The 26,887-nt window shown below is 73.0% G+C and carries 18 protein-coding genes and 2 pseudogenes; 6 read left to right on the forward strand and 14 right to left on the reverse strand.

What is annotated here, in order from left to right; translation table 11 throughout:
• The 4 genes and pseudogenes from ACIQFU_RS12625 to ACIQFU_RS12640 all read left to right on the forward strand — a co-directional run.
• Positions 1–356 (forward strand): annotated as a pseudogene (locus ACIQFU_RS12625) (glucose-6-phosphate isomerase); the annotation flags it as partial.
• 1 nt (position 357) lies between these two features.
• A complete protein-coding gene (gnd, locus tag ACIQFU_RS12630; RefSeq protein WP_402550938.1) occupies positions 358–1,239 on the forward strand; it encodes a phosphogluconate dehydrogenase (NAD(+)-dependent, decarboxylating) in 882 nt (293 codons plus the stop codon).
• Between the two features lie 56 nt (positions 1,240–1,295).
• The gene (locus tag ACIQFU_RS12635; protein ID WP_402550939.1) at positions 1,296–2,756 is read left to right on the forward strand and encodes a membrane-associated oxidoreductase; all 1,461 of its coding nucleotides are present in this window, start codon (positions 1,296–1,298) and stop codon (positions 2,754–2,756) included.
• A gap of 164 nt (positions 2,757–2,920) precedes the next feature.
• Positions 2,921–4,150 (forward strand): serine hydrolase domain-containing protein, encoded by a 1,230-nt coding sequence (locus tag ACIQFU_RS12640; RefSeq protein ID WP_402551388.1) that lies wholly within the window; start codon positions 2,921–2,923, stop codon positions 4,148–4,150.
• Positions 4,151–4,168: 18 nt separating this feature from the next.
• Here the strand turns inward: ACIQFU_RS12640 and ribA are convergent, their stop codons facing one another.
• Complete coding sequence (gene ribA, locus ACIQFU_RS12645) at positions 4,169–4,831, reverse strand: GTP cyclohydrolase II (RefSeq protein ID WP_402550941.1); 663 nt, start codon at positions 4,829–4,831, stop codon at positions 4,169–4,171.
• 53 nt (positions 4,832–4,884) lie between these two features.
• On the opposite strand from ribA, the gene ACIQFU_RS12650 reads away from it, so the two are divergent.
• Positions 4,885–5,640, forward strand: coding sequence for a creatininase family protein (locus ACIQFU_RS12650; protein WP_402550943.1), 756 nt, complete (start codon positions 4,885–4,887; stop codon positions 5,638–5,640).
• A gap of 101 nt (positions 5,641–5,741) precedes the next feature.
• On the opposite strand, the pseudogene ACIQFU_RS12655 reads toward ACIQFU_RS12650, so the two are convergent.
• The 5 genes and pseudogenes from ACIQFU_RS12655 to ACIQFU_RS12675 all read right to left on the reverse strand — a co-directional run.
• Positions 5,742–6,623, reverse strand: a pseudogene (locus ACIQFU_RS12655) (lysylphosphatidylglycerol synthase transmembrane domain-containing protein); the annotation flags it as partial.
• The gene (locus ACIQFU_RS12660) at positions 6,596–7,663 is read right to left on the reverse strand and encodes a trans-aconitate methyltransferase (RefSeq protein WP_402550944.1); all 1,068 of its coding nucleotides are present in this window, start codon (positions 7,661–7,663) and stop codon (positions 6,596–6,598) included. The pseudogene ACIQFU_RS12655 and the gene ACIQFU_RS12660, both read right to left, overlap by 28 nt.
• Positions 7,660–8,883, reverse strand: coding sequence for a glycosyltransferase family 4 protein (locus ACIQFU_RS12665; RefSeq protein WP_402550945.1), 1,224 nt, complete (start codon positions 8,881–8,883; stop codon positions 7,660–7,662). Before ACIQFU_RS12665 ends, ACIQFU_RS12660 begins: the two co-directional genes overlap by 4 nt.
• A complete protein-coding gene (locus tag ACIQFU_RS12670; protein WP_402550946.1) occupies positions 8,880–9,278 on the reverse strand; it encodes a 6-pyruvoyl trahydropterin synthase family protein in 399 nt (132 codons plus the stop codon). Before ACIQFU_RS12670 ends, ACIQFU_RS12665 begins: the two co-directional genes overlap by 4 nt.
• A 115-nt stretch (positions 9,279–9,393) precedes the next feature.
• Entirely contained in the window at positions 9,394–10,404 is a 1,011-nt protein-coding gene (locus tag ACIQFU_RS12675; RefSeq protein ID WP_402550948.1) for a zinc-binding alcohol dehydrogenase, read from the reverse strand.
• 107 nt (positions 10,405–10,511) lie between these two features.
• Between ACIQFU_RS12675 and ACIQFU_RS12680 the strand changes: the two genes are divergently transcribed.
• Positions 10,512–11,306: a CDP-alcohol phosphatidyltransferase family protein gene (locus ACIQFU_RS12680; RefSeq protein WP_402550950.1), complete on the forward strand. Its 795-nt coding sequence runs from the start codon at positions 10,512–10,514 to the stop codon at positions 11,304–11,306.
• A 241-nt stretch (positions 11,307–11,547) separates the two neighbouring features.
• Here ACIQFU_RS12680 and ACIQFU_RS12685 read toward each other — a convergent pair whose 3' ends face one another.
• The 8 genes from ACIQFU_RS12685 to ACIQFU_RS12720 all read right to left on the reverse strand — a co-directional run bounded on the left by ACIQFU_RS12685 (position 11,548) and on the right by ACIQFU_RS12720 (position 26,672).
• Positions 11,548–12,834, reverse strand: a complete 1,287-nt coding sequence (locus ACIQFU_RS12685) for an MDR family MFS transporter (RefSeq protein ID WP_402550952.1) — start codon at positions 12,832–12,834, stop codon at positions 11,548–11,550.
• Between the two features lies 1 nt (position 12,835).
• Complete coding sequence (locus tag ACIQFU_RS12690) at positions 12,836–14,647, reverse strand: ABC transporter permease subunit (RefSeq protein WP_402550953.1); 1,812 nt, start codon at positions 14,645–14,647, stop codon at positions 12,836–12,838.
• 3 nt (positions 14,648–14,650) lie between these two features.
• On the reverse strand, positions 14,651–16,165 hold the full coding sequence (locus ACIQFU_RS12695; protein WP_402550955.1) for an ABC transporter substrate-binding protein: 1,515 nt from the start codon (positions 16,163–16,165) through the stop codon (positions 14,651–14,653).
• A gap of 110 nt (positions 16,166–16,275) precedes the next feature.
• A complete protein-coding gene (locus ACIQFU_RS12700) occupies positions 16,276–16,812 on the reverse strand; it encodes a GNAT family N-acetyltransferase (protein WP_402550957.1) in 537 nt (178 codons plus the stop codon).
• A 68-nt stretch (positions 16,813–16,880) separates the two neighbouring features.
• Positions 16,881–17,966, reverse strand: a complete 1,086-nt coding sequence (locus tag ACIQFU_RS12705) for a DNA helicase (RefSeq protein WP_402550959.1) — start codon at positions 17,964–17,966, stop codon at positions 16,881–16,883.
• Positions 17,963–19,825: a DrmB family protein gene (gene drmB, locus ACIQFU_RS12710; RefSeq protein WP_402550960.1), complete on the reverse strand. Its 1,863-nt coding sequence runs from the start codon at positions 19,823–19,825 to the stop codon at positions 17,963–17,965. The genes ACIQFU_RS12705 and drmB overlap by 4 nt, the downstream gene beginning before the upstream one ends.
• Positions 19,822–22,959, reverse strand: a complete 3,138-nt coding sequence (locus tag ACIQFU_RS12715; RefSeq protein WP_402550961.1) for a helicase-related protein — start codon at positions 22,957–22,959, stop codon at positions 19,822–19,824. Before ACIQFU_RS12715 ends, drmB begins: the two co-directional genes overlap by 4 nt.
• Before the next feature lie 65 nt (positions 22,960–23,024).
• Positions 23,025–26,672 carry a sigma-70 family RNA polymerase sigma factor gene (locus ACIQFU_RS12720; protein ID WP_402550962.1) on the reverse strand — a complete coding sequence of 1,216 codons (3,648 nt, stop codon included), beginning with the start codon at positions 26,670–26,672 and terminating at the stop codon, positions 23,025–23,027.
• Positions 26,673–26,887: the final 215 nt, after the last annotated feature.

The raw sequence follows: 26,887 nt of genomic DNA on the forward strand, positions 1-26,887 counted from the left end.
CGCAGACCCAGGCCCTCGCCTTCGGCAAGACCCCGGACGAGGTACGCGCCGAGGGAGTGCCCGAGGAACTGGTCCCGCACAAGACCTTCCGCGGCAACCACCCCACCACGACGATCCTGGCCGCCGAACTGACCCCCGCCGTCCTCGGCCAGCTGATCGCCCTCTACGAGCACAAGGTCTTCGTCCAGGGCGCGATCTGGAACATCGACTCCTTCGACCAGTGGGGCGTCGAGCTCGGCAAGGTGCTCGCCAAGCGGGTCGAACCCGCGCTCACCGAGGGCGCCGACGTGCCCGGTCTCGATCCGTCCACGGCCGCCCTGGTGGCCGCCTACCGTGAACTGAAGGAAGTGCACTGACATGCAGATCGGTCTCGTTGGTCTCGGCAAGATGGGCGGCAACATGCGCGAGCGCCTGCGCAACGCCGGCCACACCGTCGTCGGATACGACACCAATCCCGAGCGGGCCGACGTCGACAGCCTGGTGGAGCTGGTCGACCGGCTGGAGAGGCCGCGTGCGGTGTGGGTGATGGTCCCGGCCGGCGCCGCCACGCAGCACGTCGTCGACCAGCTGGCGACGCTGCTCAAGCCCGGCGACACCGTCGTCGACGGCGGCAACTCCCGCTGGACGGACGACGAGAAGCACGCCGAGGAGCTGGGCAAGCGCGGCATCAACTTCGTCGACGCGGGTGTCTCGGGCGGCGTGTGGGGGCTGAAGAACGGCTACGCGCTGATGGTCGGCGGCGAGAAGGAGCACGTCGACGACCTCAAGCCGATCTTCGACGCCCTCAAGCCCGACGGCCCCTACGGCTACGTCCACGCGGGCAAGGTCGGTGCCGGCCACTTCTCCAAGATGGTCCACAACGGCATCGAGTACGCCATGATGCAGGCCTACGCCGAGGGCTGGGAGCTGCTGGAGAAGGTCGACTCCGTGGACAACGTCCGCGAGGTCTTCCGGTCCTGGCAGGACGGCACCGTCATCCGGTCCTGGCTCCTCGACCTGGCGGTCAACGCCCTCGACGAGGACCACCACCTGGAGAAGCTGCGCGGGTACGCGGACGACTCCGGCGAGGGCCGCTGGACGGTGGAGGCCGCGATCGACAACGCCGTGCCGCTGCCCGCGATCACGGCCTCCCTCTTCGCGCGGTTCGCGTCCCGGCAGGACGACTCGCCGCAGATGAAGATGATCGCGGCGCTGCGCAACCAGTTCGGCGGGCACGCCGTGGAGGCGACGAAGAAGTAGGCGGTTCCCACGGCACGTTGACGTGATCGGCCGGTTCGGGTCAGAGTCCCTCCCTGATGGAGACCAACGACCTGACACCGGCCGAGACGCGTGTCCGGGAGGCGTTCGCCTCGGGCGCGGCCGTGGACTGGCGCGCCGCGGACGACGAGGACAGCGCCGACGGCGGCGCCTGGGGCCCCGAACGGACCGTGCGCGCGCGGGTGCTGCGGTCACTGGTCCTGGACGGCCCCCGTGAGGACGGCGAGGTGGCCGCGCTCAACCTGGCCGGGGCTCGCGTCACCGGACGGCTGGACCTCCAGTACGCGACGGTCGACCACCCCGTACGGCTGCGGCACTGCCACTTCGACGAGGCACCGAGGTTCTACGGGGCCCGGCTGCGCGAGCTGAACCTGAGCGAGTCCGTACTGCCCGGGCTGATCTCGCACGCGGTCCGGGTGGAGGGCGTACTGCGGCTGACCCGGGCCCGGTTCGAGGGCATGGTGCGGCTCGCGGGGGCGGAGATCACGGGCAGCCTGTACCTGGAGGGCACCCGCATCGAGGCACCGGAGACCGAGGGCCCGGTGCTCCAGCTCAACCAGGCCGTGCTGGGCGCCGACCTGTGGGCGCCGGGGCTGCGCGCGGTCGGCGAAATCCGGCTCACCGGTGCCCGGGTGGCCGGCACGGTCAGTCTCAACGACGCGGTGCTCGACCGGCCGGGCGGCACGGCTCTCCAGGCCGAGACCCTCGCGGCCGAGGCCGACGTGCTGATGCGGCGCGCGGACGTGCGGGGCCGTCTGGAGCTGCGCGGCGCGCGGATACCCGGTCGGCTGGACCTGTCGCACGCCGGCCTGGCCAACCCCGGGGGCACCGCGCTGCGCGCCAGCAGTTGCGTGATCGGCGAACTGTGGCTGCGGGAGGGCCCGGTGGTGCGGGGTGCGCTCAATCTGCGCCGCACCCAGGTGGACGTGCTGTTCCTCCAGCCGGAGATGGTGCCGGCCCGGGTCCAGCTCAACGACCTCACCTACACGTCGCTGGTCCCGCACGAGCCCGCCGGGCGGCGGCTGCCGATGCTGGAGAAGGGCGACAGTTATCTCCCCTTCACCTATGAGCAGTTGACCGCCTCCTACCGCCGGATCGGCGACGACGACGCGGCCCGGCTGGTCCAGCTGGCCAAGCAGCGCCGGCAGCGGCGCACGCTGCCCTGGTACGGCCGCCTGTGGGGGCACTTGCAGGACGTCGCCGTCGGCTACGGCTTCCGTCCGCTGCGCGCGGGCGGCTGGCTGCTGTCGCTGCTCGCGGTCGGCTCGGTCGCGTACGGCCTGCACCACCCGCCGCCGCTCAAGCCGGCCGAGGCCCCGGACTTCAACCCGGTGTTCTACACGCTGGACCTGCTGCTGCCGGTGATCTCCTTCGGCCAGGAGAGCGCCTTCGCGCCCGAGGGCGGGTACCAGGCCCTGTCGTACGTCCTGATCCTCATGGGCTGGATCCTGGCCACCACCGTCGTCGCCGGTGTGACCCGCACCGTCAGCCGGCAGTGAAGCCGCGGGCCGCGTGCTGCGCCGCCGGGTGCGGCGACCGCCTCCAGCGGGGCGTCACCGGGGGCCGGCGGCGCGGCGCCGGAATCCGCCGATCATGGATTCCGACGAGCAGCACGGGGTATGCCGGACGCATCCTGGACGAACGATCAAGGAGAACGATGGTGATGCCACCCCTGCGGCAGGAGGTCGACGCGGGTGCGGCCGGGCTGGACCCCGAGGCACTGGACCGGCTCGACCGGCACTTCGCACGGCAGGTCGACGAGGGCCGGCTGCCGGGGTTCCTGGTCGCCGTCGCGCGCGGCGGCCACGTCGCCCATCTGACCGTGCACGGTCTGCGGGACGTCGCGGCCGGGCTTCCGGTGACGGCCGACACGCTGTGGCGGATCTACTCCATGACCAAGCCGGTCACGGCCGTGGCCGTGCTGACCCTGGTGGAGGAGGGCCGGCTGTCGCTGGACGACCCCGTGGACCGGTATCTGCCGGCCTTCGCCGAGCCGCGGGTCTACGCCGGGGGCAGCGGGGAGGACGTCGTGACCCGGCCGGCCGCCGGTCCGGTGCGCGTTCGGCACCTGATGACCCACACGGCGGGGCTGACGTTCGGCTTCTACCACTCCCACCCCGTCGACGCGCTGTACCGGGCGGCCGGTGTGGAGTCGTCGGTGCGGCCGGGTGCGGACCTGGCGGAGACGGTCGACCTGTACGCGCGCCTGCCCCTGCAGTTCGAGCCGGGCACCGAGTGGAACTACTCGGTCGCCAGCAATGTGCTCGGACGGCTGGTGGAGGTGGTGTCGGGGCAGCCGCTCGACGTGTTCTGCGCCGAGCGGATCTTCGGGCCGCTCGGCATGACGGACACCGGGTTCCACGTCACCGACGCGCAGGCGGACCGGCTGGCCGAGCTGTACGGCGAGAGGGAGGACGGCGGCATCGCACCGGTCCCCGGGCTGCCGCTGCGGGGCCGCCCCCGCTTCCTGTCGGGCAGCGGCGGCCTGGTCTCGTCCGCCCGCGACGTGCACCGCTTCGCGGAGCTGCTGCGCCGCCGCGGCGAACTCGACGGCGTGCGTCTGCTGGCCCCGGCGACGGTGGACCTCATGACCCGCAACCACCTCCCCGGCGACGCCGACCTGCGCTCCTTCGGCAGCCGTCCGGCGCACGACGAACCCGGCAACGACGGCGTCGGCTTCGGCCTCGGCGTCTCGGTGGTGACCGACCCGAGCCGCACGCGGTCGCCCTCCGGGCTCGGCACGTACGGCTGGAGCGGAGTGGCGACGACCACCTTCTGGGTCGACCCGGGCCGCGATCTGACGGTGCAGTTCATGACCCAGGTGCGGCCCAGGTCCTCGCACGCGGTCTATCCGGACCTGAAGCGGCTCGTGCACGAGGCCGTCAGCAACTGACCCCGTCGCCCTCGGCGGTCACGACGGCACGTGCGCCATCGCGTCCAGGTGGGGCAGGTGGTGGTCGAGCCGTTCCCGCTTGGTGCGCAGGTACGTGATGTTGGACTCGCACGGCGGTATCAGCAGCGGCACCTGCTCGGCGACGTGGATGCCGTGCCGTACCAACGCCTCCCGTTTGCGCGGGTTGTTGGACATCAGCCGCACGGACCGCACCCCGAGGTCGTCGAGGATCCGGGCGGCGACTCCGTAGTCGCGGGCGTCGACGGGCAGGCCGAGGGCGAGGTTCGCCTCCACCGTGTCCAGGCCCTCCGCCTGCAACGCCATGGCGCGCAGTTTGGCGAGCAGTCCGATGCCGCGCCCTTCGTGGCCGCGCAGGTAGACCACGACGCCGCTGCCCGCGTCGACCACCTGCCTGAGCGCGGTGGCGAGTTGGGCGCCGCACTCGCAGTGCTGGGAGCCGAAGGCGTCACCGGTCAGGCACTCCGAGTGGAGCCGGGTGAGCACCCCTTCGGCGGCCAGGTCGCCGTGGACGAGGGCCACTTGCTCGTCGCCGCGTTCGTGGTCGAAATAGCCGTACGCCCGGAATTCACCGTGGACGGTGGGCAGCGGGGTCACCACGATCCGCTCCACGTCCGTGCGCTGCGCTGCCTTCTTGCCGAGTACACCGATTTTTTCTGTCATGATTCTCGCGTCCCTCAACAGATTGCTCAACCGAGATGAAAGGCCGTGCGGGAATGGATGTTTCACTGGTGCCGGCGGACACGAGCGAAAACGTGCGCGAACGCGGCTCCGAGGTCGCGGTGCTGCCGGTCGGGAGTTACGAGCAGCACGGCCCGTACCTGCCGCTGGCGACCGACACGCTCGTCGCGTGCGCCGTTGCCCGGCAGTTGGCGCAGGCGTATCCGGTGCGCCTGCTGCCGCCGGTGACCATCGGCTGCTCGCACGAGCACGCGGACTGGCCCGGGACCGTGAGCATCTCCTCCGTGACCCTGCACGCGGTGGTGCGGGACATAGCGGACTCCCTGCGCCGCTCGGGGGTCGGGGCCCTGGTCGTGGTCAACGGACACGGCGGGAACTACGTACTGGGCAACGTCGTCCAGGAGTCCTCGGCACGCGGTGAGCGGATGGCGCTGTTTCCGGCCGCGGAGGACTGGGAGACGGCGCGGCGGCGGGCCGGGGTGGTCACCTCGCTGCTCACCGACATGCACGCGGGGGAAATCGAGACCTCCATTCTTCTGCACGCGCACCCCGAATTGGTCCGGCCCGGTTACGAGGCCGCCGATTTCGTCGCGGACGACCGGCGTCATCTGCTCTCCCTCGGTATGTCCGCCTATACCGCTTCCGGTGTCATCGGGCGTCCTTCACTGGGATCGGCGGAAAAGGGGAAGGAACTGCTGGCGGGCCTCGCGGATTCCTTCGCGGAATGTTTCGCGCTGCTGACGGCGGCGACGGTCACCGTGTCCGACGAGGAGCACGAGGAACGCGCATAGCGCACGGTGCGCCGGCGGGCGACGAGGACGACGGCGCCGGGCAGGCTCGCGGCGAGGCTGAGCACGCCGTACACCACCGCCACGCCCAGCCCGGTGCCCGCGCCGAGCCCCGCCGCGCCGAACGCCCAGGCGGTGACGCCCTCCCGCGGGCCCCAGCCGCCGACGTTCAGCGGCAGCCCCATGGCGAGCAGCGCCAGCACGGCCAGCGGCGTGAGCACGGCGACGGAGGCACCGCTGCCGGCCACCCGGGCGGCGAGCACGAACATCGCGAGGTGCCCGGCGAGTACGACGACGGATGAGCCCGCGACGCCCGGCAGGTTCCGCCGGGACAGCAGCCCCTCCCGGGCCTCGTCGAGCGCCGCCCGCAGGGCCCGAACCCGGCGTGGGGGCGTCCGGTCTCCGGATGCCCCGCGGCGTACGGGTGTACTGCGGCGTGCGGGCGCCCGGTTCATGCGCAGGGCGAGGACGACGGCGAGCGCGCCGAGCAGGGCCAGGGCCACGACGGGGGCGAGTTGCCGGGCCCCGGCCAGCACCGGGGACGGCATCGTGAGCAGCACGCCGACCCCGACCCCGACCAACGCGAGTTGCCCGGCGGCCCGTTCCAGGACGACGGCCCGCACGCCGCGCCCGAGGTCGCCGGTGCTCCGCCCGTGCCGCACCGCGCGGTGCACGTCGCCGAGGACGCCGCCGGGGAGGGCCGCGTTGAGGAAGAGCGCGCGGTAGTAGTCGGCGACGGCCGGTCCGAGCGGCAGCCGGATGCGCAGCCCCCGGGCCACCAGGGCCCAGCGCCAGGCGCTGAACACCGTGGTGACCAGCCCGATCCCGAGCGCCGCCAGCACCGTGGCCGCGTCGATCCGGCGCAGCCCGTCCAGGAAGGCGCCGGTGCCGAGCCGCCACAGGAGCACGGCGAGGACGGCGGTGCCGGCGAGGGTGCCGAGGCGGGTGCGCAGGGCGCTCACGAGGTCCCGCCCGTCGGCCGGCACAGCGCCAGCAGGTCGGTGTGGTGGACGACCACGCGCAACTGACCGGCCGCGCAGGCCGCGAGGCGTTCGTCCAGGTACCGGGCGGCCCGCTCACGCAGGTCCGGGCGCTGCTCGACGGCCGCGCCGATCCAGCCCCGCAGCCACTGGGCGGTGAGTTCGGCCTCGTCGGGGCCCAGCCGCCAGGGACTGGGGTGCGTACGCACGGTGGCGCCGTGCCCGGCGAAGGCCTCGGCGGCCGCGGTGACCGCGTCCGGGCCGAGCATGCCGGTGCGCCGCTGGTGGTCGTTGAACGCCTCGGTGATCTCGGCGTCCAGGGGGTGCGCGGGGTCGAGGTCGACGCGGCCGGCGACGGACAGGGTCAGCAGCGCCGGACAGCCGGCCGCGGCACAGGCGGCGGCGAGATTGCCGACCTCCTCGGTGGTGAGGACGTCGAGCAGCGCGGACGCGGTCACCAGCGCGGCGCCGGTCAGCGCGTCCGGGGTGAGACGGGCGAGGTCCCCGCGCCGGGTCTCGACGGTGACGCGGCTGCCGTCGGCGGCGGTGCGCGGGGCGGCGACAGCCGCGAAGTGCAGGAGGTAGGGGTCGCGGTCGTGCAGCACCCAGTGCTGGGCGCCGTCGAGCAGCGGGGCGAGCCAGCGTCCCATCGACCCGGTGCCGCAGCCCACGTCGTGCACCACGAGCCCGCCCGCCCGCCTCGGCAGGTTGGCGAGCCTGATCCGCAACGGGTCGAGCAGGTCGTGCGCCCGCGCGGCGGCGTCGGCGGGCTCCCGCAGGCGCAGCCACTCGGGGGCGTAGCGCGGGGGGTCGTCGGGCTGCTCGCGCACCGCGGCCTCCCGGAGGCGGACGGTGGCACCCTCCGCGGCGGACCACCGTCCGGCCGGGCCTGCCCCGGGGACGACGGTGCTCGCGGAGCCGGTGGCGCCGGTGGCCCCGGCGGCGGCCACGGCGTCGGTGGCGGCCACGGCGTCGGGCGCGTCCTGGGGACCGGGCTGGGCCGGGATGACGCTCGCGGCCGGGGCGGGAGGCTTCCGCGTGCTCATGCCGCCCTCCTCGGTTCGCCCGGCAGCCGGTGCAGTACACCGGCCAGGTGCTGGGCCGTGCTCGCCCAGCCGTTCAGGGCGGCGCGGCGGCCGCGGGCGGCGGCCTTCAGCCGGCGTCGTACGTCGGCCTCGCCGAACCAGCCGCGCAGTTCCGCGGCGAGCGCGGCGGGGTCCTCCGGCGGGACGAGGATGCCGGGCACCCCTCCGTCGGGCGCGCGTCCGACCGCCTCCGGGAGGCCGCCGACGTCGGTCGCCAGCACGGGGACGCCGCGCGCGAGGGCCTCGGTCACCGCCATGCCGTACGTCTCGGCGTACGAGGTGAGGACCATCAGATCGGCGGTGGCGTAGGTGGCATCCAGTTCGGCGCCGGCCCGCGGTCCGGCCAGTACCAGCCGCTCGTCGAGACCGTGCCGCGCGATCAGGGACCGCAGCCGGCCGACGTACTCCGGGTCCTGGCCGAGCCCCCCCACGCACACGCAGCTCCACGGCAGGTCGGCCACGGCTGCCAGCGCCTCCACCAGCCGGTGCTGCCCCTTGCGGGGCGTGACCGCGGCGACGCACACCAGCCGGGAGACGCCGTCGGTGCCGGGGGCGAGGGGCGCGATGTCGGCGCCGGGCGCGGCGACGTGGACGCGGGCCGGGTCGAGGCCGTGGTGGGAGACGAGGCGGCGCACCGCCCAGTCGCTGGTGGCGACGACGGCGGGGACGGCGCGCAGTACCGTGCGTTCGCGGGCGTCCAGTTCGGCGGCCACGGCGGGGTCGAGGCCGGTCTCGTCGCCGAGCGGAAGGTGCACGAGGACGGCCATGCGCAGCCGCTCGGCCTCCGGTACGACGATCTCCGGCACCCCGCAGGCGACCAGGCCGTCGAGGAGGACGACCGCACTGTCCGGCAACCGCCGCAGCACACGGGCGAGTTCCGTGCGGGCCGCGTCGTCGGGCCGGGGCCAGTCGCCGGGCACGGGCAGCCCCCGCACCCGCCAGCCGAAGCCGGGCAGGTCGAGCCGGACCCGCCGGTCGTAGGCGTTGCCGCCGCTGGGCGCGGCGGGGTCGTCGACCCCGCCCGGCATGACGAAGTGCACGGAGCGCAGGGACATGGGGACGATCCCCCCGTTCCTCGGGGCCGGGGCAGAGACCGGGACCGGTAGGGACTGCTGTGTCGCGGAGGTCTGTGCGGGGACGTAGTCGAGCCGGGTCCGCCCGGCGGCGGTCGTGCCGGTCACAGCGCACGCTCGTAACTCGCCCAGGCCACGTGCGACTCGTGCAGCGTGACGGTGAGCCCGGCCAGGCCCCTGGCGCCTTCCCCGAGCGCCCCCTTGTGCACACGCTCGGCGAGCCGGTCGGCGACGACCTTGGCGAGGAACTCGGTGGAGGTGTTGACGCCGGCGAAGTCGGGTTCGTTGTCGAGGTTGCGGTAGTTCAGTCCGGCGACGACGGCGCCCAGTTCCTGGGTGGCGAGGCCGATGTCGACGACGATGTTGTCCTCGTCCAGCTGCTCGCGCCGGAAGGTGGCGTCCACCAGGAACGTCGCTCCGTGCAGGCGCTGCGCGGGCCCGAAGACGTCGCCGCGGAAGCTGTGGGCGACCATGATGTGATCGCGGACGGTGATGCTGAACAACGGACGACCCTCCAGGTGTGGCACGTCTGGTCCCCCGCCGATCGCTGCGCGGGGTGCCGTCTATTACGGCTGGATGCCTTCCACTGTTCAGTGGGCCGTACGTCTTTCCTCAAGGTCAGGCGCCGCCGGGCGCGCCCGCCCCGGTCTCCTCCCCGTCGTAGCGGATCCGGTGGCACAGTGCGGGGATCTCGCCGGAGGCCAACCGCGGCATCAGGTCCGGCAGTTCGGCGAACGCGGTCTCTCCGGTGACGAGTGAGTCGAGGGCCGGGTCGGCGAGCAGTTCGAGTGCGAGGGCCAGCCGGTCGGCGTAGCCGCGGGTGGCGGCGCGGGCCGGCGAGACGGTGCCGACCTGGCTGCCGCGCAGGGTCAGGCGCCGTGAGTGGAAGGCCTCGCCGAGCGGGAGCGCGACGCGCCGGTCGCCGTACCAGCTCAGTTCGACGACGGTGCCCTCGGGCCGCAGCAGCTCCAGCGACCGCGCGAGCCCCGCCTCCGTCGCGCTGGCGTGCACGACGAGATCCCGCTCACCCGCGGCGCCGGCCGGGGACGCGAAGCCGGCGCCGAGCGCCGCGGCGACCTTCGCGCGGGCCGGATCGGCGTCGACCAACTCGACGCGGACGCCCGGGAATCGGGTCAGCAGGGCGGCCACCGAGCAGCCGACCATGCCGCCGCCGACCACGGTGACCCGGTCACCGATCAGCGGCGCCGCGTCCCACAGGGCGTTGACGGCGGTCTCGACGGTGCCGGCGAGCACCGCCCGCCCGGCGGGGACGGAGGGCGGCACCGGCGTCACGGCCGCGGCGGGGACGACGTACCGCGTCTGGTGCGGGTAGAGGCAGAACACGGTGCGTCCGGCGAGGCGTTCGGGCCCCTCCTCCACCACACCGACGTTGAGGTAGCCGTATTTCACCGGCCCGGGGAAGTCGCCGTCCTGGAACGGCGCCCGCATGGCCGTGTACTGGTTCTCGGGCACCCGGCCACCGAAGACGAGGGTCTCGGTGCCCCGGCTCACGCCGCTGAAGAGCGTCCGCACGAGCACGTCGTCCGGACCCGGTGCCGGCAGCTCCACCTCACGGATCGCGCCCGCGCCCGGCGCCTCGACCCAGAACGCACGTGCCCTGCGTGTCATCGTCACTCCTCCTGAACGATCGGGAAGCCACCCACGTACCGAGGTGCACAAGCCGCGCACAAGGTAGCGGCGTTGATCGACTCTGTCACACGGCCGGAGGATGTTCGGTGGCCCTGATCAACCTGAACCACACGGACGACGCGTACGACGCCTACGACGTCTGTGCCGCGAGGTCCGTCCAGCAGGAGACGGCGGTGGGTGCGGGCGCGCAGCTCCTGCTCCTGGCGCTGCTCGGCACCGCGCTCGGCATGGGCACGGCGGGCTGGCTGACCGGCCTCGCCTTCGCGTTCGCGGGCTGGGCGGTGCTCTCCCGTGCCCTGCACCGCTCACGGCTGCCGTCGTTCGGTCCGGCCAACCGGGTCACCCTCGGCCGGGCCACGCTGGTCGGCGGGGTCACCGCCCTGGTCGCGGACTCCTTCCGCGACGCGCCGCCCGCCTCGCTCCTCGTCGGCCTGACGGCCGTGGCCCTGCTCCTGGACGGTGTGGACGGCAAGGTCGCACGCCGGACCGGCACGAGCACACCACTGGGCGCGCGCTTCGACATGGAGGTCGACGCGTTCCTCATCCTGGTGCTCAGCGTGTACGTCGCGACGGACCTGGGCCCGTGGGTACTCCTGATCGGCGGCATGCGGTACGTGTTCGTGGCAGCGGCCCGGGTGTGGCCGTGGCTGACCGCCCCGCTGCCGCCGAGCACGGCCCGCAAGACGGTGGCCGCGCTGCAGGGCGTGCTGCTGCTCCTGGCGGGCGCCGACCTGCTGCCGCGTGCGGCGAACGCCGGGGTGGTGGCCGTGGCGCTGGGTCTGCTGGTGTGGTCGTTCGGACGGGACGTGCGGTGGCTGTGGCGGCGGTCCCGGGTGCCCGCCGCCGCTGCCGGAGCACTGCCGGAGCTCGTCGCCCGCTGAGGCACCGGGGGCGCCGGCGACCACGAATCGCCGAGCAGGCGCCCTCCTGACCACGGGATCGTCGTAGCAGCGGTCGGCCCGCTCGCCGGACCGCGCCACTCCCCGCCGGGTACGGGACCTCCCGATGCTGCGCCGCATGAACGGGGCGCTGTCCGGTGACACGCCGCACGCGGCACTGCGTGACGTGCGGAGCGCCCGAACGGCAACGAGACCGGCGCGGCGGACGGTCGGGGGCGGCGGATCAGTGCCCCACCCGGGGCAGCGCCCCCACCGCCACCAGCGGTACGACGGCCAGCACCAGCCACGGCACGGCGACCGGCAGGCCGGTGTCGAGCAGGAGGCCGGTGGCGGAACTGCCGGCCAGCACGACGAGCCCGGAGACCGAGGACAGCGCTCCCGTGTACAGCCCGAGGCGCCCCTCCTCGGCGAGATCCGGCACCCAGGCGCGGGCGACGGGCGCGACGAGCATCTGCCCGAGGGTGAGCAGGACGACGAACCCGGCGGCGGGCACCAGCCCACCCGTACCCGTCCACCCCGCGGGCCGCGCCAGCCCGACGACGGCGAACCCGACGGCGATCAGCACCAGCCCCGCCACCATCGACCGGCGCGGCGCCAGCCGCTCCCCCGCCCACCGGGTCACCGACAGCTGCGCGGTCACCACCAGGAGCGACGACAGGGCGAACAGCCAGGCCAGCGGCGCCTGTGAGCCGGCGGCCCGCTCCACCTCGGCGGGCAGGGCGAGGTAGAGCTGGTTGTAGGCGAGCAGATAGGCACCGTAGGCGCAGCACAGCGCGAGGAAGCGCCGGTTGCGCAGGACCAGCCGTGCTCCGCCCTTGACCCGGACCTGGACCCGCCCGGGGACGCGCTGCGGCAGCAGCCGGGCGTGCCCGGCGAGGACCAGCACGAAGACACCGGCCCCGGCGAGGCAGGCCGTACGGAAGTCGACGGCGAGCAGCAGCGCACCCAGCAGCGGCCCGACGAAGGCGCCGGCCTGCCCGGCGACGGTGAACAGCGCGAGCACCCGGGTGCGGTCGCCGTCCCCTTCCTCCTCCCACAGGACCGCCTGCCGGGCAACCTCGGACTCGACGGCCGGCGAGAAGAGAGCGGCGGCGAATCCGATCAGCAGTACGGCGCCGACGACGGCCCAGGTCCGCTCGGCGAACCCGAGCCACCCGAACCCGGCGATGCGCAGCACGCACCCGGCGAGCACGACGGGCCGGATGCCGTACCGGTCGGCGAGCGCCCCGCCGACCACGAACAGCCCCTGCTGGCTGAAGGTCCGCAGCCCGAGCACGAACCCGACCAGCCACCCCGCCATGCCGATGGACTGCCCCAGGTGCTCGGAGAGGAAGGGCAGGACGGCGAAGAAGCCGAGGTTGAAGGCGAGTTGGGTGAGGATGAGCAGCCGGAGCAGTGGGGAGAGGGAGGAGAGCCGTGCGGTGCGTCGGCCGGACGCCGGCACGGACCGCCCGGCGGAGGTGGAGGTGGAGGTGGAGCTTGAACCGGAGCTGGAGGATGCGGAGGTCATGTCATCGGGCTCCGGCCGGTTCCTTCTGCGGCGCCGCGGCGGACCGCCGCTCAGCCTCGCCCGTTCCCTCCGTGCCGGCACGTGACGGGCGTCGCGGCACCGGCCGGCGCAGCCCGCCCGCCGCGCTGACCGCCAGCGCGCCGAGCAGGGCGAGTACGGCGGCGGGGGCGAGTACGGCCCAGGGCGCGCGCTCGGCGTAGGGCTGGTTCTCGGCGAGGAGCAGCCCCCACTCGGGGGACGGCGGCTGGGCACCGAGTCCGAGGAACCCGAGCGAGGCGAGCGCGAGGGCGACACCGGGCAGCCGCAGCAGGGCGTGCCGCAGGACCGGCGGCATCACGGCGGGCAGCAACTCGTGCCGCAGCAGATGGGCCGGCCCCGCGCCCAGCCCCTTGCTGGCGGTGATGTGCAGGGTGGCGCGCTCCTGCCGCAGCAGCGAGGCGGTGTGGGCGGCGAGCGGCGCCCAGGCGACGGCGCCCACGGCGAGCGCGGGGGTGGCCCCACCGCTGCCCGCGACGGCGGTGACGAGGAGGGCGACGAGCACGGGCGGTACGGCGTTGACGGTGTCGACGAGCGGCGCGGAGACCCGGGGCAGGAGCCCGAGCAGCACGCCCAGGAGCAGGGCGGCGGCGCTGATCGCGGCGGCGAGGAGCAGCGTGTCCAGCGCCCCGTGGCCGACACGGGCGAGCAGATCGCGCCCGAGGGCGTCGGTCCCGAAGGGATGCTCGAGGGAAGGCGCCCGCAGCCGGTCCCCCGTGTCGAGGGCGAGCGGATCACGGGCCAGCCCGACCCCGACGACGGCGATCAGGACGCCACCGTAGAGGAGCGGCAGCACTCCCCCGGCGGGCGGGGCGGGCCGGTGCAGCGAGGACAGGGCGCCGTCCCGCAGCGCGGGCCCGGTCAGCAGCCGGGCGGCGACGCGGGTGGCGGCGGTGGCGAGCGCGGCGAGGAGGACGAGGGCGAGGGTGCCGGCCTGGAGGACGGGAAGGTCCTGGGCGAGGGCGGCCTGGAGGGTGGTGCGCCCGAGCCCCGGAATGTCGAAGACCTGCTCGACGGCGACGGCCCCGCCGGTCAGCCCCACGACGAAAAGCCCGAGGTTGGGCAGCAGCGCGGGCACGCACCGCCGAAGAGCCTGGCGGGCGATGGACCGTCCCGTCAGCCCACGGGCCGCGGCGGCCAGCGCCCACGGCTCCCCGAAGGCACCGGGCAGCAGATCGTCGAGCAGCCGCCCCAGCACGGCGCCCGCGGGCAGCCCGAGGGCGAGTGCGGGCAGCACGGTCCACTGGGGCCCGTACCACCCCAGCGCGGGCAGCCACCCCAGCTGCACCCCGACGACGGTGGCGAGCACGGAGGCGACGAGGAACTCGGGCAGCGAGGCGAGCACGGCGGACCCGCTCCCGCCGCTGCGCCGCCCCCCGAGCCGCCGCCGGGCCCCCAGCCGCAGGGTGCGGGCGCAGATCACCACGGCGGTGAGCACGGCGACGACCAGCGCGACACCCATGAGCAGCAGCGAGGCACCGAGCGCCCGCATCACGTCGGGAAGGACGTCCGCGCCGGAGATCCACGACTGCCCGCCGTCCCCGCGCACGAGCCCGCCCAGCCAGCGGGCCAGCACGTGCAGAGGCCCGCCGTCGACCCCGAGCTGCCGCCGGATGTCGGCGAGCACCTCGGGCGTGGGCTCGCGTTCGGCGGACCGTGCCTTGAGGACGGTGTACGCGGGGTCGGTGTGCGTGAGCCAGGGCAGCAGGCCGATCCCGCACACCAGCCCGACCCCGAGGAGGATCCGCCATCCGGCGCCGGCCACCCGCTGCCACATGGTTCAGTGCCGGGTGCCGGTGCCGACGAGGGTGCGCTCGTACGGGTCGAGGATCACGCCCTGCACGGAGCCGGCGACGCCGGTGATGATGCGCTGGTGCACGAGCGGCACGACGGCGTCACTGCCGAGGATGCGCGCCTCGGCGGCCATGGCGGCGTCCTGGCGCTCGGCCGTGTCGGCGATCTTCTCGGCGTCCGCGACGGCGCGGTCGACGCCCTTGTCGCAGAGCTGGGCGATGTTGAACCCGCCGTCGCAGGTGTAGTCGCTGGCGAGAACGGCGACGGGATCACCCGTGTCGAGCAGCGTGTTCCGGGCGAGCACGAAGCCGTCGAACTTCCCGTCCAGCGCGTCGCCTTCGAGCCGCGAGTACTCCCGCACGGTGAGCTCGACGGTGAACCCCGCCTTCTCCAACTGCTGCTTGACGACCTGGGCGACCTCGGGCAGCTCGGGCCGGTTGTCGTAGGTGGCGAGGTTGACGGTGTCACCGTCCCGGGGCTTCTTGGCCGCCGCCCGCCCGACGGGCGCGGTCCGCTTGCCTTCCGCCCAGGTGACGGCGGGCCCGTAGACACCGGCACCGGGATCGCCGTACCCCTCGTAGACGTCCTTGGCGAACACGGAGGTGTCCAGGGCGGACCTGGCGGCGGCCCGCAGCCCGGCGTCCTTGAAAGTCCCCGACGAGGCGTTGAGCAGCAGGCTGGTGGTCCGGGTGGTGGCGGTGTCGCGCCGGGTCTTCTCGTCGAGGGAGGCCGCCTGCGCGACGGGAACGGCCTCGGCGATGTCGAGTTCGCCGGTCCGCAGGGCGTTGGCGCGGGCGGTGCCGTCGGCGATGAAGCGGGCGTCGATGCCGGAGGCCTGGGCGCGACCGCCCCAGTAGTCGTCGAACCGGTCGAGGGAGGCGGAGGCGGCGCCGTTGACCTTGGTCAGCGCGAAGGGCCCGGTGGCGTGACCGACGGGGTCGACGCGGTCGCTCTTCCCGTAGGCGTCCTTGGACAGGATGGCGAGGCTGGGACTGGACAGCCGCAGCGGCAGTACGGGGTCGGGCTCGGCGGTGGTGACGCGGACGACCCGGTCGCCGCCGCCCGCCTTGGCACTGAGGCTGACACCGGCGAGTGCGGCGGGCGCGGGCTTGGCGTCGGTGGCACGGGTGAGGGATGCGGCGACCGCGGCGGGGGTCACGTCGCCGCCGTCCTGGAAGGTGGCGACGCGGAGGGTGAACTCCCAGACCTTGTCCCCGTCCCGGCGCCAGGACTCGGCCAGCGCGGGCGCGGCGGAGCCGTTGGCGTCGAGGGCGGTGAGTCCCTCGGTGACCCCGAGCCGGCTGAGCAGGGTGGCGTCGGCGCCGTACGGGGACAGGTTCTCGGCGGGAGGGAAGGCGAGGCCGACACGCAGACGGGCGCCGTCGCCGCCGCTCCCGTCACCGGACGCGTCGTCTCCGCCGCCTCCGGAGGCGAAGCAGCCGGCTATGAGCGGGACGAGCAGGAAGGGGGCGAGCAGCCGGGGGCGGCGGAGGGAGCGCATGGTCCTCGGATCGATCGGTCGGGGCGGGGCGGGCAGACGGGACAGCAGGAGGCCAGGAGGGCACGAGGCAGCGAACCGGACCCTACATGAGAACGATTTTCACAACGAAATCAGCCCAGGGGAACTTCGAAGTGCACGATCCCCTGCCCGCCTCCCGCATCCTCCCGCTCGTCGTGCACCACCTTGGCCAGCGAACGCCAGAAGGGCTCGGCCCCGGTGACGGCGGGGTCGGTATGCAGATAGACCGCCCGGTATCCCCCGTCCGCGACGGCGAACGCCAGCAACTCCTCAACAAGCCGACGCGCGAGCCCACGCCGCCGATGCTCGGGCCGCACATACACCCGCCGCAGCTGCGCGGTCACACCGGAGGGGTACCGCTCGGCGACGTGCGCGGGGTTCGGGGGGTGCGCGGGCCCGCGGGCGTCGAGAGCACCGGTGGCGACGACCTCACCGGCCACGTCGACGGCGACGAGGAGGGTGTGCCGGGCGGGCGTGAGATACGCCCCGGCCGGGTCGATGACGTCGCCGTGCCAGCGGGGGACGTAGCCCGTACCGAAGTCCCGGTAGACGGTGTCGAGCATGACGGCTCGGGCGGGGGCCAGGTCGGCGGGGGTTGCTGTCCTGATGCTGTAGTCCGGAGTGCGCACTTGCACATCATAGGCATTAAGCGGAATCTTCGATCAGCGTCCCCCTGGGCTACGCCCCGCCCCCTCCGTCAGCCGCGCAGCAACTCGCCCCTGCCCACCTGGGACATCAGCGGTGGTTCCGCTTCGCCCTCATAACCGAGGTGCAGCTCACGCCGGGCTCTGGTCGCCAGGACGTAGTACGTCATGCGCAGGGCGGCGGAGGAGGGATCATCGGCCGTGTCCGTGTGGGTGTCGGGGATGACGACCGTGTCGAAGCCGAGCCCCTTCGCACTGGCACGGTGGACGATGACGATCCCCGGGCGGCCGAGGTCGAGGTTGCGGTACTGGCCGCCTTTCGCCTCGGACGTGTACAGCTGCGGCTTCAGTCGCGGCGCCCGACGGGACAGGCTGCCGAGCAGCGAGAACTGGGTGTGCTTGGACCCCACGATCACGCCGATGGTGTCCCTCGGTTGCCGCTCCGCCAGCAGCGCGAGCAGGTCGGCGGCGCCACGCTCGGGGAACCGGTGCAGACGCGGCGACGGCCCCTGCCGCTCGGGCAGAACCGGCGCACCGGCGCCCGTGTGGAAGTTGGCGGCGAAGGATGCGATCTGCTGCGTGTTGCGATGGTTGCCTTCGAGTTCGTGGAGGCTGCAACGGCCGAGGTTGCGCGAGATCTCGGCCAGGGTGGAGTTGGTGTCGGTGAGACGTTGGCACTCGTCCGCGAAGACGGTCGTACGGGCCCCGAGCATCCGGCACAGCAAGTAGAACTCGGGTGGCAGGTCCTGCCCCTCGTCGACGACCAGGGTGAGCCCGGGGACCGGGCCGGTGTCGGCAGCGCGGTCGAACAGCGCGTTCCAGTCGTACCAGCCGTCCTCACTGCGCGGGGCCCCGTCGCCGTACCACTCGGCGAGCCAGCGGTGCGCGGTGGTGACGCGCACACTGCGGTCGGCGGGGCCCAGCACGTGGACCGTGGCGGCCAGTGACTGGCGCAGCAGGTTGGAGCGGGTGAGCAGCGCGACCGAGGTCCCGGTGAGGGCGAGCATGACGGCCCGCTGCGCCGCCAGCAGGCTCTTGCCGCTGCCCGGCGGGCCGCTGACCAGGTGGCTGCCGTCGAAGGGCAGCTCGTCGAGGCTGGTGCGCTGTTCCGGGGTGAGGTCGAGGTAGCCGAGGGTCATGTCTGCTCCAGTGCGTCGGCCGCGGCGGCGCGTGCGGCGGTCACGATGGACTCCAGATAGCCGGGCACGTGCTCGCCACCGACGACAAGGGCACGGTCCAGGAGGGTGTTGCCGGTCTCGCAGCTGGTTTCAGGCAGCAAAGCGCAGGCATGACAGGCCGCACGGTTGAGGTTGCCGAAGCCTTGGCCGGTGTGCTCGGCGCAGAGCGGGTCGGCCGAGCACCAGGCGGCGGCCTCCGTCATGCGCAGTAGTGTCTCCGCCAGTCGCGGGAGCTCGCCCTGGCGGACCAGCCCGCCGAGGGTGCCTTGGGCGTCGCCCGCGGCGGTGTAGACGAGGATGCCGTACTGGTCCTGCTCGGGGCGGGCGTAGATCCGCTCGCGCAGGCTCGCGGTGGTGTATCCGGACTCGAAGGAGAGCTGGCGGATCAGCAGGTGCGCGAGCGTGTGGAGGAGGACGAAGCGTGGGGCGAGTTCGGGGCCGGTGAGCGCCTCCAGGCGGTCCCGTTGGAAGGAGCGGTCCAGGTCGGCCCGCATACCGGTGACGCGTCTGAGTACGTCCGTGTCCCCCTCCCAACTCGCGAGTTCGGCCCGGTCCAAGGTGAGGAAGACACCCTCGCCGAACACCTCCACGGCAGGCAGCCACTTCAGGCGGCGGGTGGTGTCGGCCGGTACGACGGTGGCGTCCGGGGAGACCCGACTGAAGCCGGACAAAGCGCGCACCTCGCGGAGCCGGTCGGCCAGGACGACCCTGCCGAAACGGCGGTTGAGGGCGGCCCACGGATCGACGGTCTCCCCGGACGACCCCAGGGTGGTCTCGCGCAGCGCGAAGTCCCGGGTGGCGGGCGGGGTGGGTGCGGTGAAGGCGGCCCATTCCTCGCGGCTGAGGTCGGGGCGGGCGGGCCCGGCCTGTACATCGGTCGACGACGCGTCCGGGGAGGGCAGGGGCTGTCCCGTCTCCTCTGCGATGAGCGCGTCCAGGAGGGCGTCGTCGGCGTCGGTGTCCTCCTGGATCATCGTCCGGAACACCGCGGCGCGCGGCGTGGCGGCCACCCGGCACAGCGACACCCACAGGTCGTGTTCCCGCACCTTGGCCGCGAGGGCCTCGTCTCCGTGGCCGGCCGGGACGTCGGTCTCGGGGATGTCGAGGGCGGAGTGGACGCTCGGGTAGTACAGATTACCGGCCGTGCGCTGCACGATCTGCACCGGCCGGGGGCAGTCCACCCGCTCGTTGGCGCGCTGCCACGGGTTGCGGCCCGAGCAGCGCATGCCGTGCGTGCCGAGGATGTCGAGAAGGTCCCGCGACGCGCCGCAGCCCTTGGCGGTGCAGGCGACGGAGAGTGCCTCAAGGCCGGAGGCCCGCTCGGAGACCAGGAAGCGCAGTCGGTCGCGCTCCTCGCAGCGTCGCCGTTCGCCGGCGTCGCGCCGCGAGTGGGCCCAGAACCACCAGTCGACGTCGCTGAGGTGCCCGGCCTGGCAGATCTGCACGAACCGCATGGGCGCCATCATCCGCGCCGGTGAGCAGGACGGACAGCGCGGCGGCTGCCCGGGCTTCTCGTCGGCGATCCGCCAACGCTTCATCCGGCGGCACGAGCCGCAGAACAGCCAGGACGGAAAGCGGATGTACGGCGCCCCGGGTGCGTCGGGAAGGTCGTAACGGTCGTTGGCAGTTGCCGGGGCGGCGTAGAAGCCGGACACGCCCAGCCGGGAGGCGAGACGCGGGGACTCCAGCTTCTGCCTGCCCCTGGGGGGCCAGTCCCCGATGCCGGTGGCCACGAAGGACTCGCCCTGGATGTCGAAGACGGCGCCGACGCCGAACGGCACCACCGTCTGCGACTGGCGTACCCGAAGTGTGCGGCTCACAGGTCGGCTCCCTTCACCGTCACCTGGCATTCCCTGTCCACGTTGCGCATGGAGTTCGGCGTCTCCCACAGACCGTATTTCTGTTCGAAGCTCTTGATCAGGTTGGACTGGCCCTTGCCCTGGCTGCGGTAGTACAGCTCGCGGCCGTCCTTGCGGGCCTCGCGCGCCGCGTCCTCCCAGTCGGCGATCAGGCCCTCGAGTTCCTTGCGGACCGCATCGCCGACGGCCGGTTCGGCGGCCTCGGCCCGTACGGCCAACTCGTCGGCGAGCGACTCCACTTCCGCAAGGCGGTCCAAGACGTGCCCGGCCTGGTTCTCGGCGGCGAGACCGAGCCGGTGCCGTACGAGGACGACGAGTGCGGCGTGCAGGGCGCGTCGGCGGGAGGCCACGGACCAGGGGGTGACGCTGGTCGGTTCGACGTGCCGGTACAGGGACCGGTGGTACACGTCGAAGGTCTCGTAGTGCGAACGGTCCCTGGGCCGGGTGGCGTTGAAGAAGGTCACGACGAGTCCGGGGACGGTGTGCCGGCCGACGCGGCTGGTGGCCTGGATGTACTCGGCGGTCGTCTTGGGCTGTCCCTGCATCAGCATCAGGGCGAGCCGTTTGACGTCGACGCCGACGGACAGCATGTTCGTGCAGGGCAGGAAGGACACCGACTGCGGATCGTCCCAGTCCTTCTCCAGCCGGTCCAGCAGGACCGGCTGTTCGGCGCGCGGAAGGTTGCTGGTCAGTTCCTGCACCTGGTGGTCCGCCAGTGCCCGTACCCCTCTGCCCGTGTCGAGTCCGGCGAGCTGGGCGGGGATGTCGTCGGCCGCGGCGGTGACCGTACGGCCGAGCTCGCGCAGGCTGTGGTGGTAGGCGACCAGGGTCCAGTAGGCGTCCCGGTGTTCCTCGGGCAGTTCCCATGCCCCCTGGAGCAGGGCTGCGGCGGTGGCCACGGCGGCGCGGCCGGCGGTGTGCCCCTGGGCCATGACGCCGAGGTACCGGCGGCCGGGTCTGGAGGTGTCGGGCTCGGCGAAGTAGGAGTGGCGCGCGTCGAGTCCGGCCGGTGGGAAGAGCTGGACATCCCCGCCGTACAGCGCGCGGACCTGCTCCCCGGAACGGCGGATGGTCGCTGTGGACGCCACGACCTTGGGACCGATGCCGTCCGGTCCGGCGCACAGCCCGAGAACCGCCGATTCGTACAGGCCGACGGTGGTACCGAGCGGGCCGGTGAGCAGGTGCAACTCGTCCTGGATGACGAGAGACGGCGGCATTTTCCGGGCGCCCTTCGCACCGCCCACACCGAACAGCGCTCCCGCGCGCGGTTCCCAGGCGAGTCGGGCGAACTTGTCCACGGTTGCGAGGACGAACGTGGGCGGCCGGTCGTAGAGGTGTTCGTCGACGACGGCGACGGGCAGTTCGTCGTGGAAGACGCACTCTTGTCTCGGGCAGAAGAAGGCGAAGGAGTCGGCCGTGGCGCGCACGCCGTAGTCACCCATGTCCGGCGACTTGTGCGCGGGCAGGATGCGCGTGCCGCACCACGGGCAGCGGTCGAGGATGAAGACGTCGTCGGGCTGGGCGGCCTGACGGGCGCTCTCGAAAGCGGTGCGCGCCTTGTCGTACGTGTTCGGGGTGGTGGTCTCGCCCACCCACAGGCCGATGGAGAACGGCTCCGCGCCGTATGCCCGACGGTCTGCGCGGCGCAGTGTCTCCAGGGCGCAGACGGTGGTGGCGGCTCGCTGGAACTGCTGGGTGGTGAGCAGGCTCAGGGTGTATCGGCTGAGCACTGCGGTGCCTCCGCCGTCCGGTTCGCCCCGCCGCAGCACCATCACGAAGGCCGCCAGCAGCAGGTAGGCCTCGGTCTTGCCACCGCCGGTCGGGAACCAGATCAGGTCCGTCACGGCGCGGTCCGCGTGCTGCGGGTCGGCTGTGCCGTCCACGGCGAGCAGGAAGAACGCCAGCTGGAAAGGGCGCCAGTTGGCCCCGGGGTACGGCTCAGGATCGGGCGGCACTGCCTCCCGGGGCGAGCGCCGGGTGCCCGCCAGGTCGGATGCGGAGTGACGCATCTGCAGGGCCATCGCGCGGTTGGCGGCCCGGAAGGCGTGCAGCAGCTCGGGGCGGCGTGGGTCGCAGAGGGTGCGGACGCCGGCCTCGATACGGGTGACGGCGGTGCCAATGCGGTCGAGGACGCGGTCGGCTGCCTCGCGCCCCCAAGCGGGAACGTCCGTGTTGAGCTGCCCGACGTACCACGCCCGGTAGTCCGCGGCGAACTCTGTCAGCTCTTCCCGAAGCTGCTCGACCGGGACGTCCGGATCGGAGAGGTGGAGGAGGTTGAGCACCGGCGATCCTCTGAGTCCGGCGGCCCGTACGCCGGTCACTTCGGCCTCCGGCATGACGGCGGCGCTCAGCTCCGTCACCTGCTCGCCGGCGTCGTCGTACCGCTCCTCGACCGCGCATCCGTGGCCGACGGCGTGCGTGCGAACGTGCCGGTACTGGAGGCGGAGTTCCTGCTCCTCCGGGTCGCGGCTGGCCAGCCTGACGCTCGGGTACTGGAGCACCCGTCCGTCCACCGGTCTGGCCCACAGCTCGACCTGGAACAGCATCCGGTCCCACTGGGCGGCCGTGCCGAGGCCGGGTTCGTGGTCGGCGGTGTTGACCAGTGCGACGGTGACGAGCCGGCCGGTACCAAAGGTGCGTCGCCGGACACGGAGTTCGGCACGCCCGTCCAGGACCGTGACCTTGTCCTGTTCTGGGGTCAGCCGATGGGTCTCGGCGGGCAGCGGAATCCGCTGCCAGTTCCGGCCGCGCTCGCCGGTGCGGGCGCGAGTCTCGTAGCGGGCGGCCGAGCACTCGACCTCCACGCTCTCCGCGTCGGTGTAGAAGCTGAAACCGAGTGAGGACGGCAGCCAGGAGTTGGACTCGGGAACCGGGTCGGTGGCGGGAGCGGTGTCTTCGGCGTGCCCCTCGGTGCCGATGCCCTCCAGTTCCTCGGCCGCGACGTTCAACTGCCGCTGCAGGTCCGCCTCTTTCGGGTAGAGGGTGCCCATGAGGTACTGCCGGTCGGGCGGCGCGTCGAGCGTCTCGTGTTCGCCGTCGGCCGGACCGACGAGTTGCCGTCGGAGGTAGGAGACGAGTTCCTGTCGGGGATCCATGGTGTTCCTGGTGGTCGGGGCTGTGGAGTGCTCGGACGAATGGACGGGAGGGGCGGACGCACGCTTCATGACCGACGCCAGCGGTCCCGGAGCGACGTGCGACTCTGGGCAGCCTCCTCCTGTGCGGCGGCCAGCTCTGCCTGGACGGTGCTGAGCTGCGTCTGCAGATCGGTGATGCGAAGCCAGGCGTCGTGCTCGCTCTGTGCGATGCGCTGCGCCGCCTGCTGCTCGGTCTCTTCCGCGCTTTTGCGCGCCGCGGCGACGAACAGGTCCCGCTGTGCGACGGCCGCCTCCGCTTCCCCCAGCCTCGTCTCCATCTCCGTGACCCGTACCTGCACACCCTGGCGGTACTCCTGCCGGGACGACGCCGCGGCTCGTTCCCGCTCGGCAGACTCTTCCTCCGTCTTCCTGAGCCTTGCCTCAAGGTCCCGGATGCGGGCCTCGGCGCTCTCCCGGTACTCGCGCAGCCGATGCTCCAGCTCGGCTGCCCGCCGGTCCCTGACGGCCGCCTCCCGCGCGGCCTCCTCGGCTCGTTCGGCCCTGCGCAGCAACGCCTCATGCGCCTCACGGTGTTGCTCCTTGAGGTGCGCGACGCGGGCCTCGGCCAGGCTCCGGACATGCGCCTCGCGTCGGTCCAGGGCCCGGTCCGCGCGATGCAGCAGTTCCTCCTCGAGCGCGTCGAGCCGTCGCTCGGCGTCCGCCCGGACAGCCGCGACCCGCTCGTCGGCGGCGCTGCGCACCCCTCCCAGTCGGCGTTCGTGTTCCTGTGCCAACTGGGCGAGTTCGGCCTGGTGCCGGATCTCCGCCGAGGCGAGTGGCTCCTCGGCGTCGGTCGGCGCCTGCGCGGACGACTCACTCGTCTTGTCCGGACTGCGCCCGAGCACAGACCCGGTCCCGGGACGTACCGCGACGAACTCCCCCAGGGCGTCACGGACGGCGAGGCGGGACACGGCACGCACCAAGGGCTTCGTTGCCAGGTACGCCCGGGGTGTCACGCCGGCCAACGCGTTGGCGGGCCACTCGAAGAAGTGCTCGGGCCGGAGTTCCCACCGCTTGACGGTGTCGAGGACTTCCTTGAGCACTTCGAGGGCCTCGACCACGGGGCGGTCGAGCACTCCCCGTTGCCGTGCGGCCCGTACCACGGATTCCGTGACGGACGGGCCGAGCAGCACGGAAAGTTGCAGGTGCCCCAAGGCCAACAAGGCGTACTCGGCAAGCCAGGCCACTCCCCCGCCGAGAGGCGGCTGCGTCAGCATCCGGGCCATGTCCCAGTCGGCGGTGCTCTGCGGTTGCCCGACCGGGCGCTCCGTGCCCGGTGTCCTCGACTCCTGCTCCGCGGGCCGTCCTTCCGTCTTCTGCACAGAGCCCCGGCCTTCGGTCGACGGCTCCGCGTCGCGGTCCCCTGCCAAGGGCTCCGCGTCCCCGCCTTCGGCCGAAGGCTCCGTGTCCCGGCCTTCCGCCAAGGGCTCCGGCTCCGCGCGCGGCGTCGCGACTGCGAGGAACTCCCGAAGAGCGTCGCGCACCGCCAGTCGCGACTCGCCGCTCACCAACGGGCTGCCCTTCAAGTACGTCCGGGGCACCGCCCCACGGAGCGCCTCAGCAGGACGGTCGAAGAAGTCCTCCGGGCGCTGCCCCGCCATCGCCACGGCGTCGAAGACACGGCGGAGCACCTCCAGCGCCGTCAGCACCGGACGCGGGAGAGGCGCGCCGTCCCCGGCGTACCGCGTCACGATCTCGGCGGCTGGCTGCCCCAGCAAGTCGACGAGGCCCTCGTCGCCGACAGCCACTCGTGCGTAGTTCGCGAGCCACGAGATCTGGTCGACGGGCGCCTGCGCCAGCCGACATGCCTGTTCCCAGTCGGCGACGACCAAGTCCGACGCCTCGGCGCCGCCCGTCTCCCCGGTCTCGCCCGCGGTCTCACCCCGCGCACTGTCTTCTTCCGCCACGACACCGTGGATCTCCGGCCCTGCGACGTCGATCGGCGCGCCGCCGTCCTCTTCGCGCTCCTCCGCAGTTCCCGTCCACGCCGCAACCGCGACGTCCTGGCGCCGCTCCTCGTCAGTCCGTGCCAGCCGCTGCGCCCTGACCTTGCGGAGGGCGAGTCGGGCGCGTGTGGCCCGCGCCGCACGGGTGGCACGTTCGAACCGGGCCAGACGCACGGCCTCGGCCGCCTCCGCCGCCCTGCGCTCGGCCGCCTCGGACACGGCGTCCCCACCGGCGAGGCCCGCCTGGCGCAGACGCTCCCGCAACGCCGGGCGCGCCTTGCCCTCGATCTGCCGGATACGCTCCCGCGTGACACCGAACTCGCGTCCGAGTTCGTCCAGCGTCAGGGGATCGTCCCCGTCGAGCCCGAGGCGTCGCACGAGAATGCGCGCCTCCCGTTCGGTGAACGTGTCCACCACGCCCAGCACGTCCCGCATGTACTGGTCTCCCACCACCTGCTGCTCCACGGACGGCACGGTGTGCGTGCGCCCCACGAAGTCGGCCAGGGTCGCACCGTCGCCGATGACGCGGTCGAGGGAGTCCGTGCGGCGGGTGAGGCGCCGGATCTCCTCCACCTTCTGCAGGGCCATGTCGCACGCCACCGCCACGTCGGCAGCGGTCGCCGGCCGACCCTCGCCTGCCAGGTTCCGTTCCGCCCGGGCCACCTTGCGCATCTGCTCGTGCATGTGGACCGGGATGCGGATCAGTGCACCCTCGTCCGCGATGGCACGGGTGATGGCCTGACGGATCCACCAGGTGGCGTAGGTCGAGAACTTGAAGCCCTTGGTTGCGTCGAACTTGCGCGCCGCCCTCAGCAGGCCCAGGAAGCCGTGCTGGAGCAGGTCGTCGTAGTCGAGTCCCTGTTCCAGATGGGGCCGGACCAGGGAGTGCACGAGGCGCTGGTTGTGTACGACCAGACAGTCACGGGCGCGGATCCTGAGGTCCTCCGGCGCCAGCGCCCTCAGGTCGTCGTCGGTCGGCTCCTCGGCAATCCGGTCCGGCCCGCCCCTCAGCAGTACGGCGAGGCCTACCTCTGCCTGCGCGTCCAGCAGGCGGGCGCCGGGACGCCGTTCACGCCGGTCCCGGGCCAGCACGGCATGCGCGGCGGCCACGGCGTCGGCGAGGTCTCCGCGCGGCAGGTCAGGCGTGAGCTCCGGGTCCGATTCTTCGTGTTCCGCACCGACCTCCAGGGCCCCGGAAAGATCGTCCCCGGCGGATTCCGCTTCCTGGGAGGACCGTGGATCCGCAGCGGCGCCCTCCGACGCGTCGGTCGCGCCGCTCCCCTCACTGTGCAGGTCACGGCCGCGCACCGGCGCCTCCGCGCGCAGCACCGCGGCCTCCCTTGTGGTGAGCCCCGCCAGCCGGGCCACGCCGTCCACCGCGGACATGGTGACGCAGCCGTCGGAGTCCGCGTATCGCTCTAGCAGATGCCGAACGGACCGAAGCCGCGGGGACACATTTTCCTCACAGTTCGGTGCAACCTTTTCACCATTCCGCTTGTCGCTCTCTGTGTGCACAGACATGTCCCGCACGGGCAGACCCAGCCGGCCCAGCTCGGTACGCAGCCGCTCCCGCTCCCCGTCGCCGAGCGAGAGCGCACGCACGCCCTCCAGGAAGGCGCTCTCCGGGACAACGCCCTGCACAGCCGCCTGTCGCAGCCCGGCCAGCAACTGACCCAGCACGGCCTTCATGCCGGGCGAGCCCGCCTCGCCCGCTGTTCGCAGCACCATCCCGCCACCCCCAAGGCATTTCACAGACGACGCTAGAATGGCATGTTGATGATGTCAACAGGCATACAACTATCAACATTACCGGCGGTTCGTGTACGGTGACGTTCGCCGCACCGTTCCTCTGCCACCATGACCACGACGATCGACAAGGCCCCGTGAGGGACGTGCGTGCGGCAGCGGGTCAGGGGGCTTCCCGCGGGCGGATTCGTCCGGCA

Origin of the sequence: Streptomyces sp. NPDC093065 (assembly GCF_044754585.1) — a bacterium.
Lineage (GTDB): Bacteria > Actinomycetota > Actinomycetes > Streptomycetales > Streptomycetaceae > Streptomyces.

Bases quoted from the DNA above. Each gene is read 5' to 3' on its own strand.
- gnd (WP_402550938.1), top strand. From the start codon at position 358: ATGCAGATCGGTCTCGTTGGTCTCGGCAAGATGGGCGGCAACATGCGC.
- ACIQFU_RS12635 (WP_402550939.1), top strand. From the start codon at position 1,296: ATGGAGACCAACGACCTGACACCGGCCGAGACGCGTGTCCGGGAGGCG.
- ACIQFU_RS12640 (WP_402551388.1), top strand. From the start codon at position 2,921: ATGCCACCCCTGCGGCAGGAGGTCGACGCGGGTGCGGCCGGGCTGGAC.
- ribA (WP_402550941.1), bottom strand. From the start codon at position 4,831: ATGACAGAAAAAATCGGTGTACTCGGCAAGAAGGCAGCGCAGCGCACG.
- ACIQFU_RS12650 (WP_402550943.1), top strand. From the start codon at position 4,885: ATGGATGTTTCACTGGTGCCGGCGGACACGAGCGAAAACGTGCGCGAA.
- ACIQFU_RS12660 (WP_402550944.1), bottom strand. From the start codon at position 7,663: ATGAGCACGCGGAAGCCTCCCGCCCCGGCCGCGAGCGTCATCCCGGCC.
- ACIQFU_RS12675 (WP_402550948.1), bottom strand. From the start codon at position 10,404: ATGACACGCAGGGCACGTGCGTTCTGGGTCGAGGCGCCGGGCGCGGGC.
- ACIQFU_RS12685 (WP_402550952.1), bottom strand. From the start codon at position 12,834: ATGACCTCCGCATCCTCCAGCTCCGGTTCAAGCTCCACCTCCACCTCC.
- ACIQFU_RS12690 (WP_402550953.1), bottom strand. From the start codon at position 14,647: ATGTGGCAGCGGGTGGCCGGCGCCGGATGGCGGATCCTCCTCGGGGTC.
- ACIQFU_RS12695 (WP_402550955.1), bottom strand. From the start codon at position 16,165: ATGCGCTCCCTCCGCCGCCCCCGGCTGCTCGCCCCCTTCCTGCTCGTC.
- ACIQFU_RS12705 (WP_402550959.1), bottom strand. From the start codon at position 17,966: ATGACCCTCGGCTACCTCGACCTCACCCCGGAACAGCGCACCAGCCTC.
- ACIQFU_RS12715 (WP_402550961.1), bottom strand. From the start codon at position 22,959: ATGGATCCCCGACAGGAACTCGTCTCCTACCTCCGACGGCAACTCGTC.
- ACIQFU_RS12720 (WP_402550962.1), bottom strand. From the start codon at position 26,672: ATGGTGCTGCGAACAGCGGGCGAGGCGGGCTCGCCCGGCATGAAGGCC.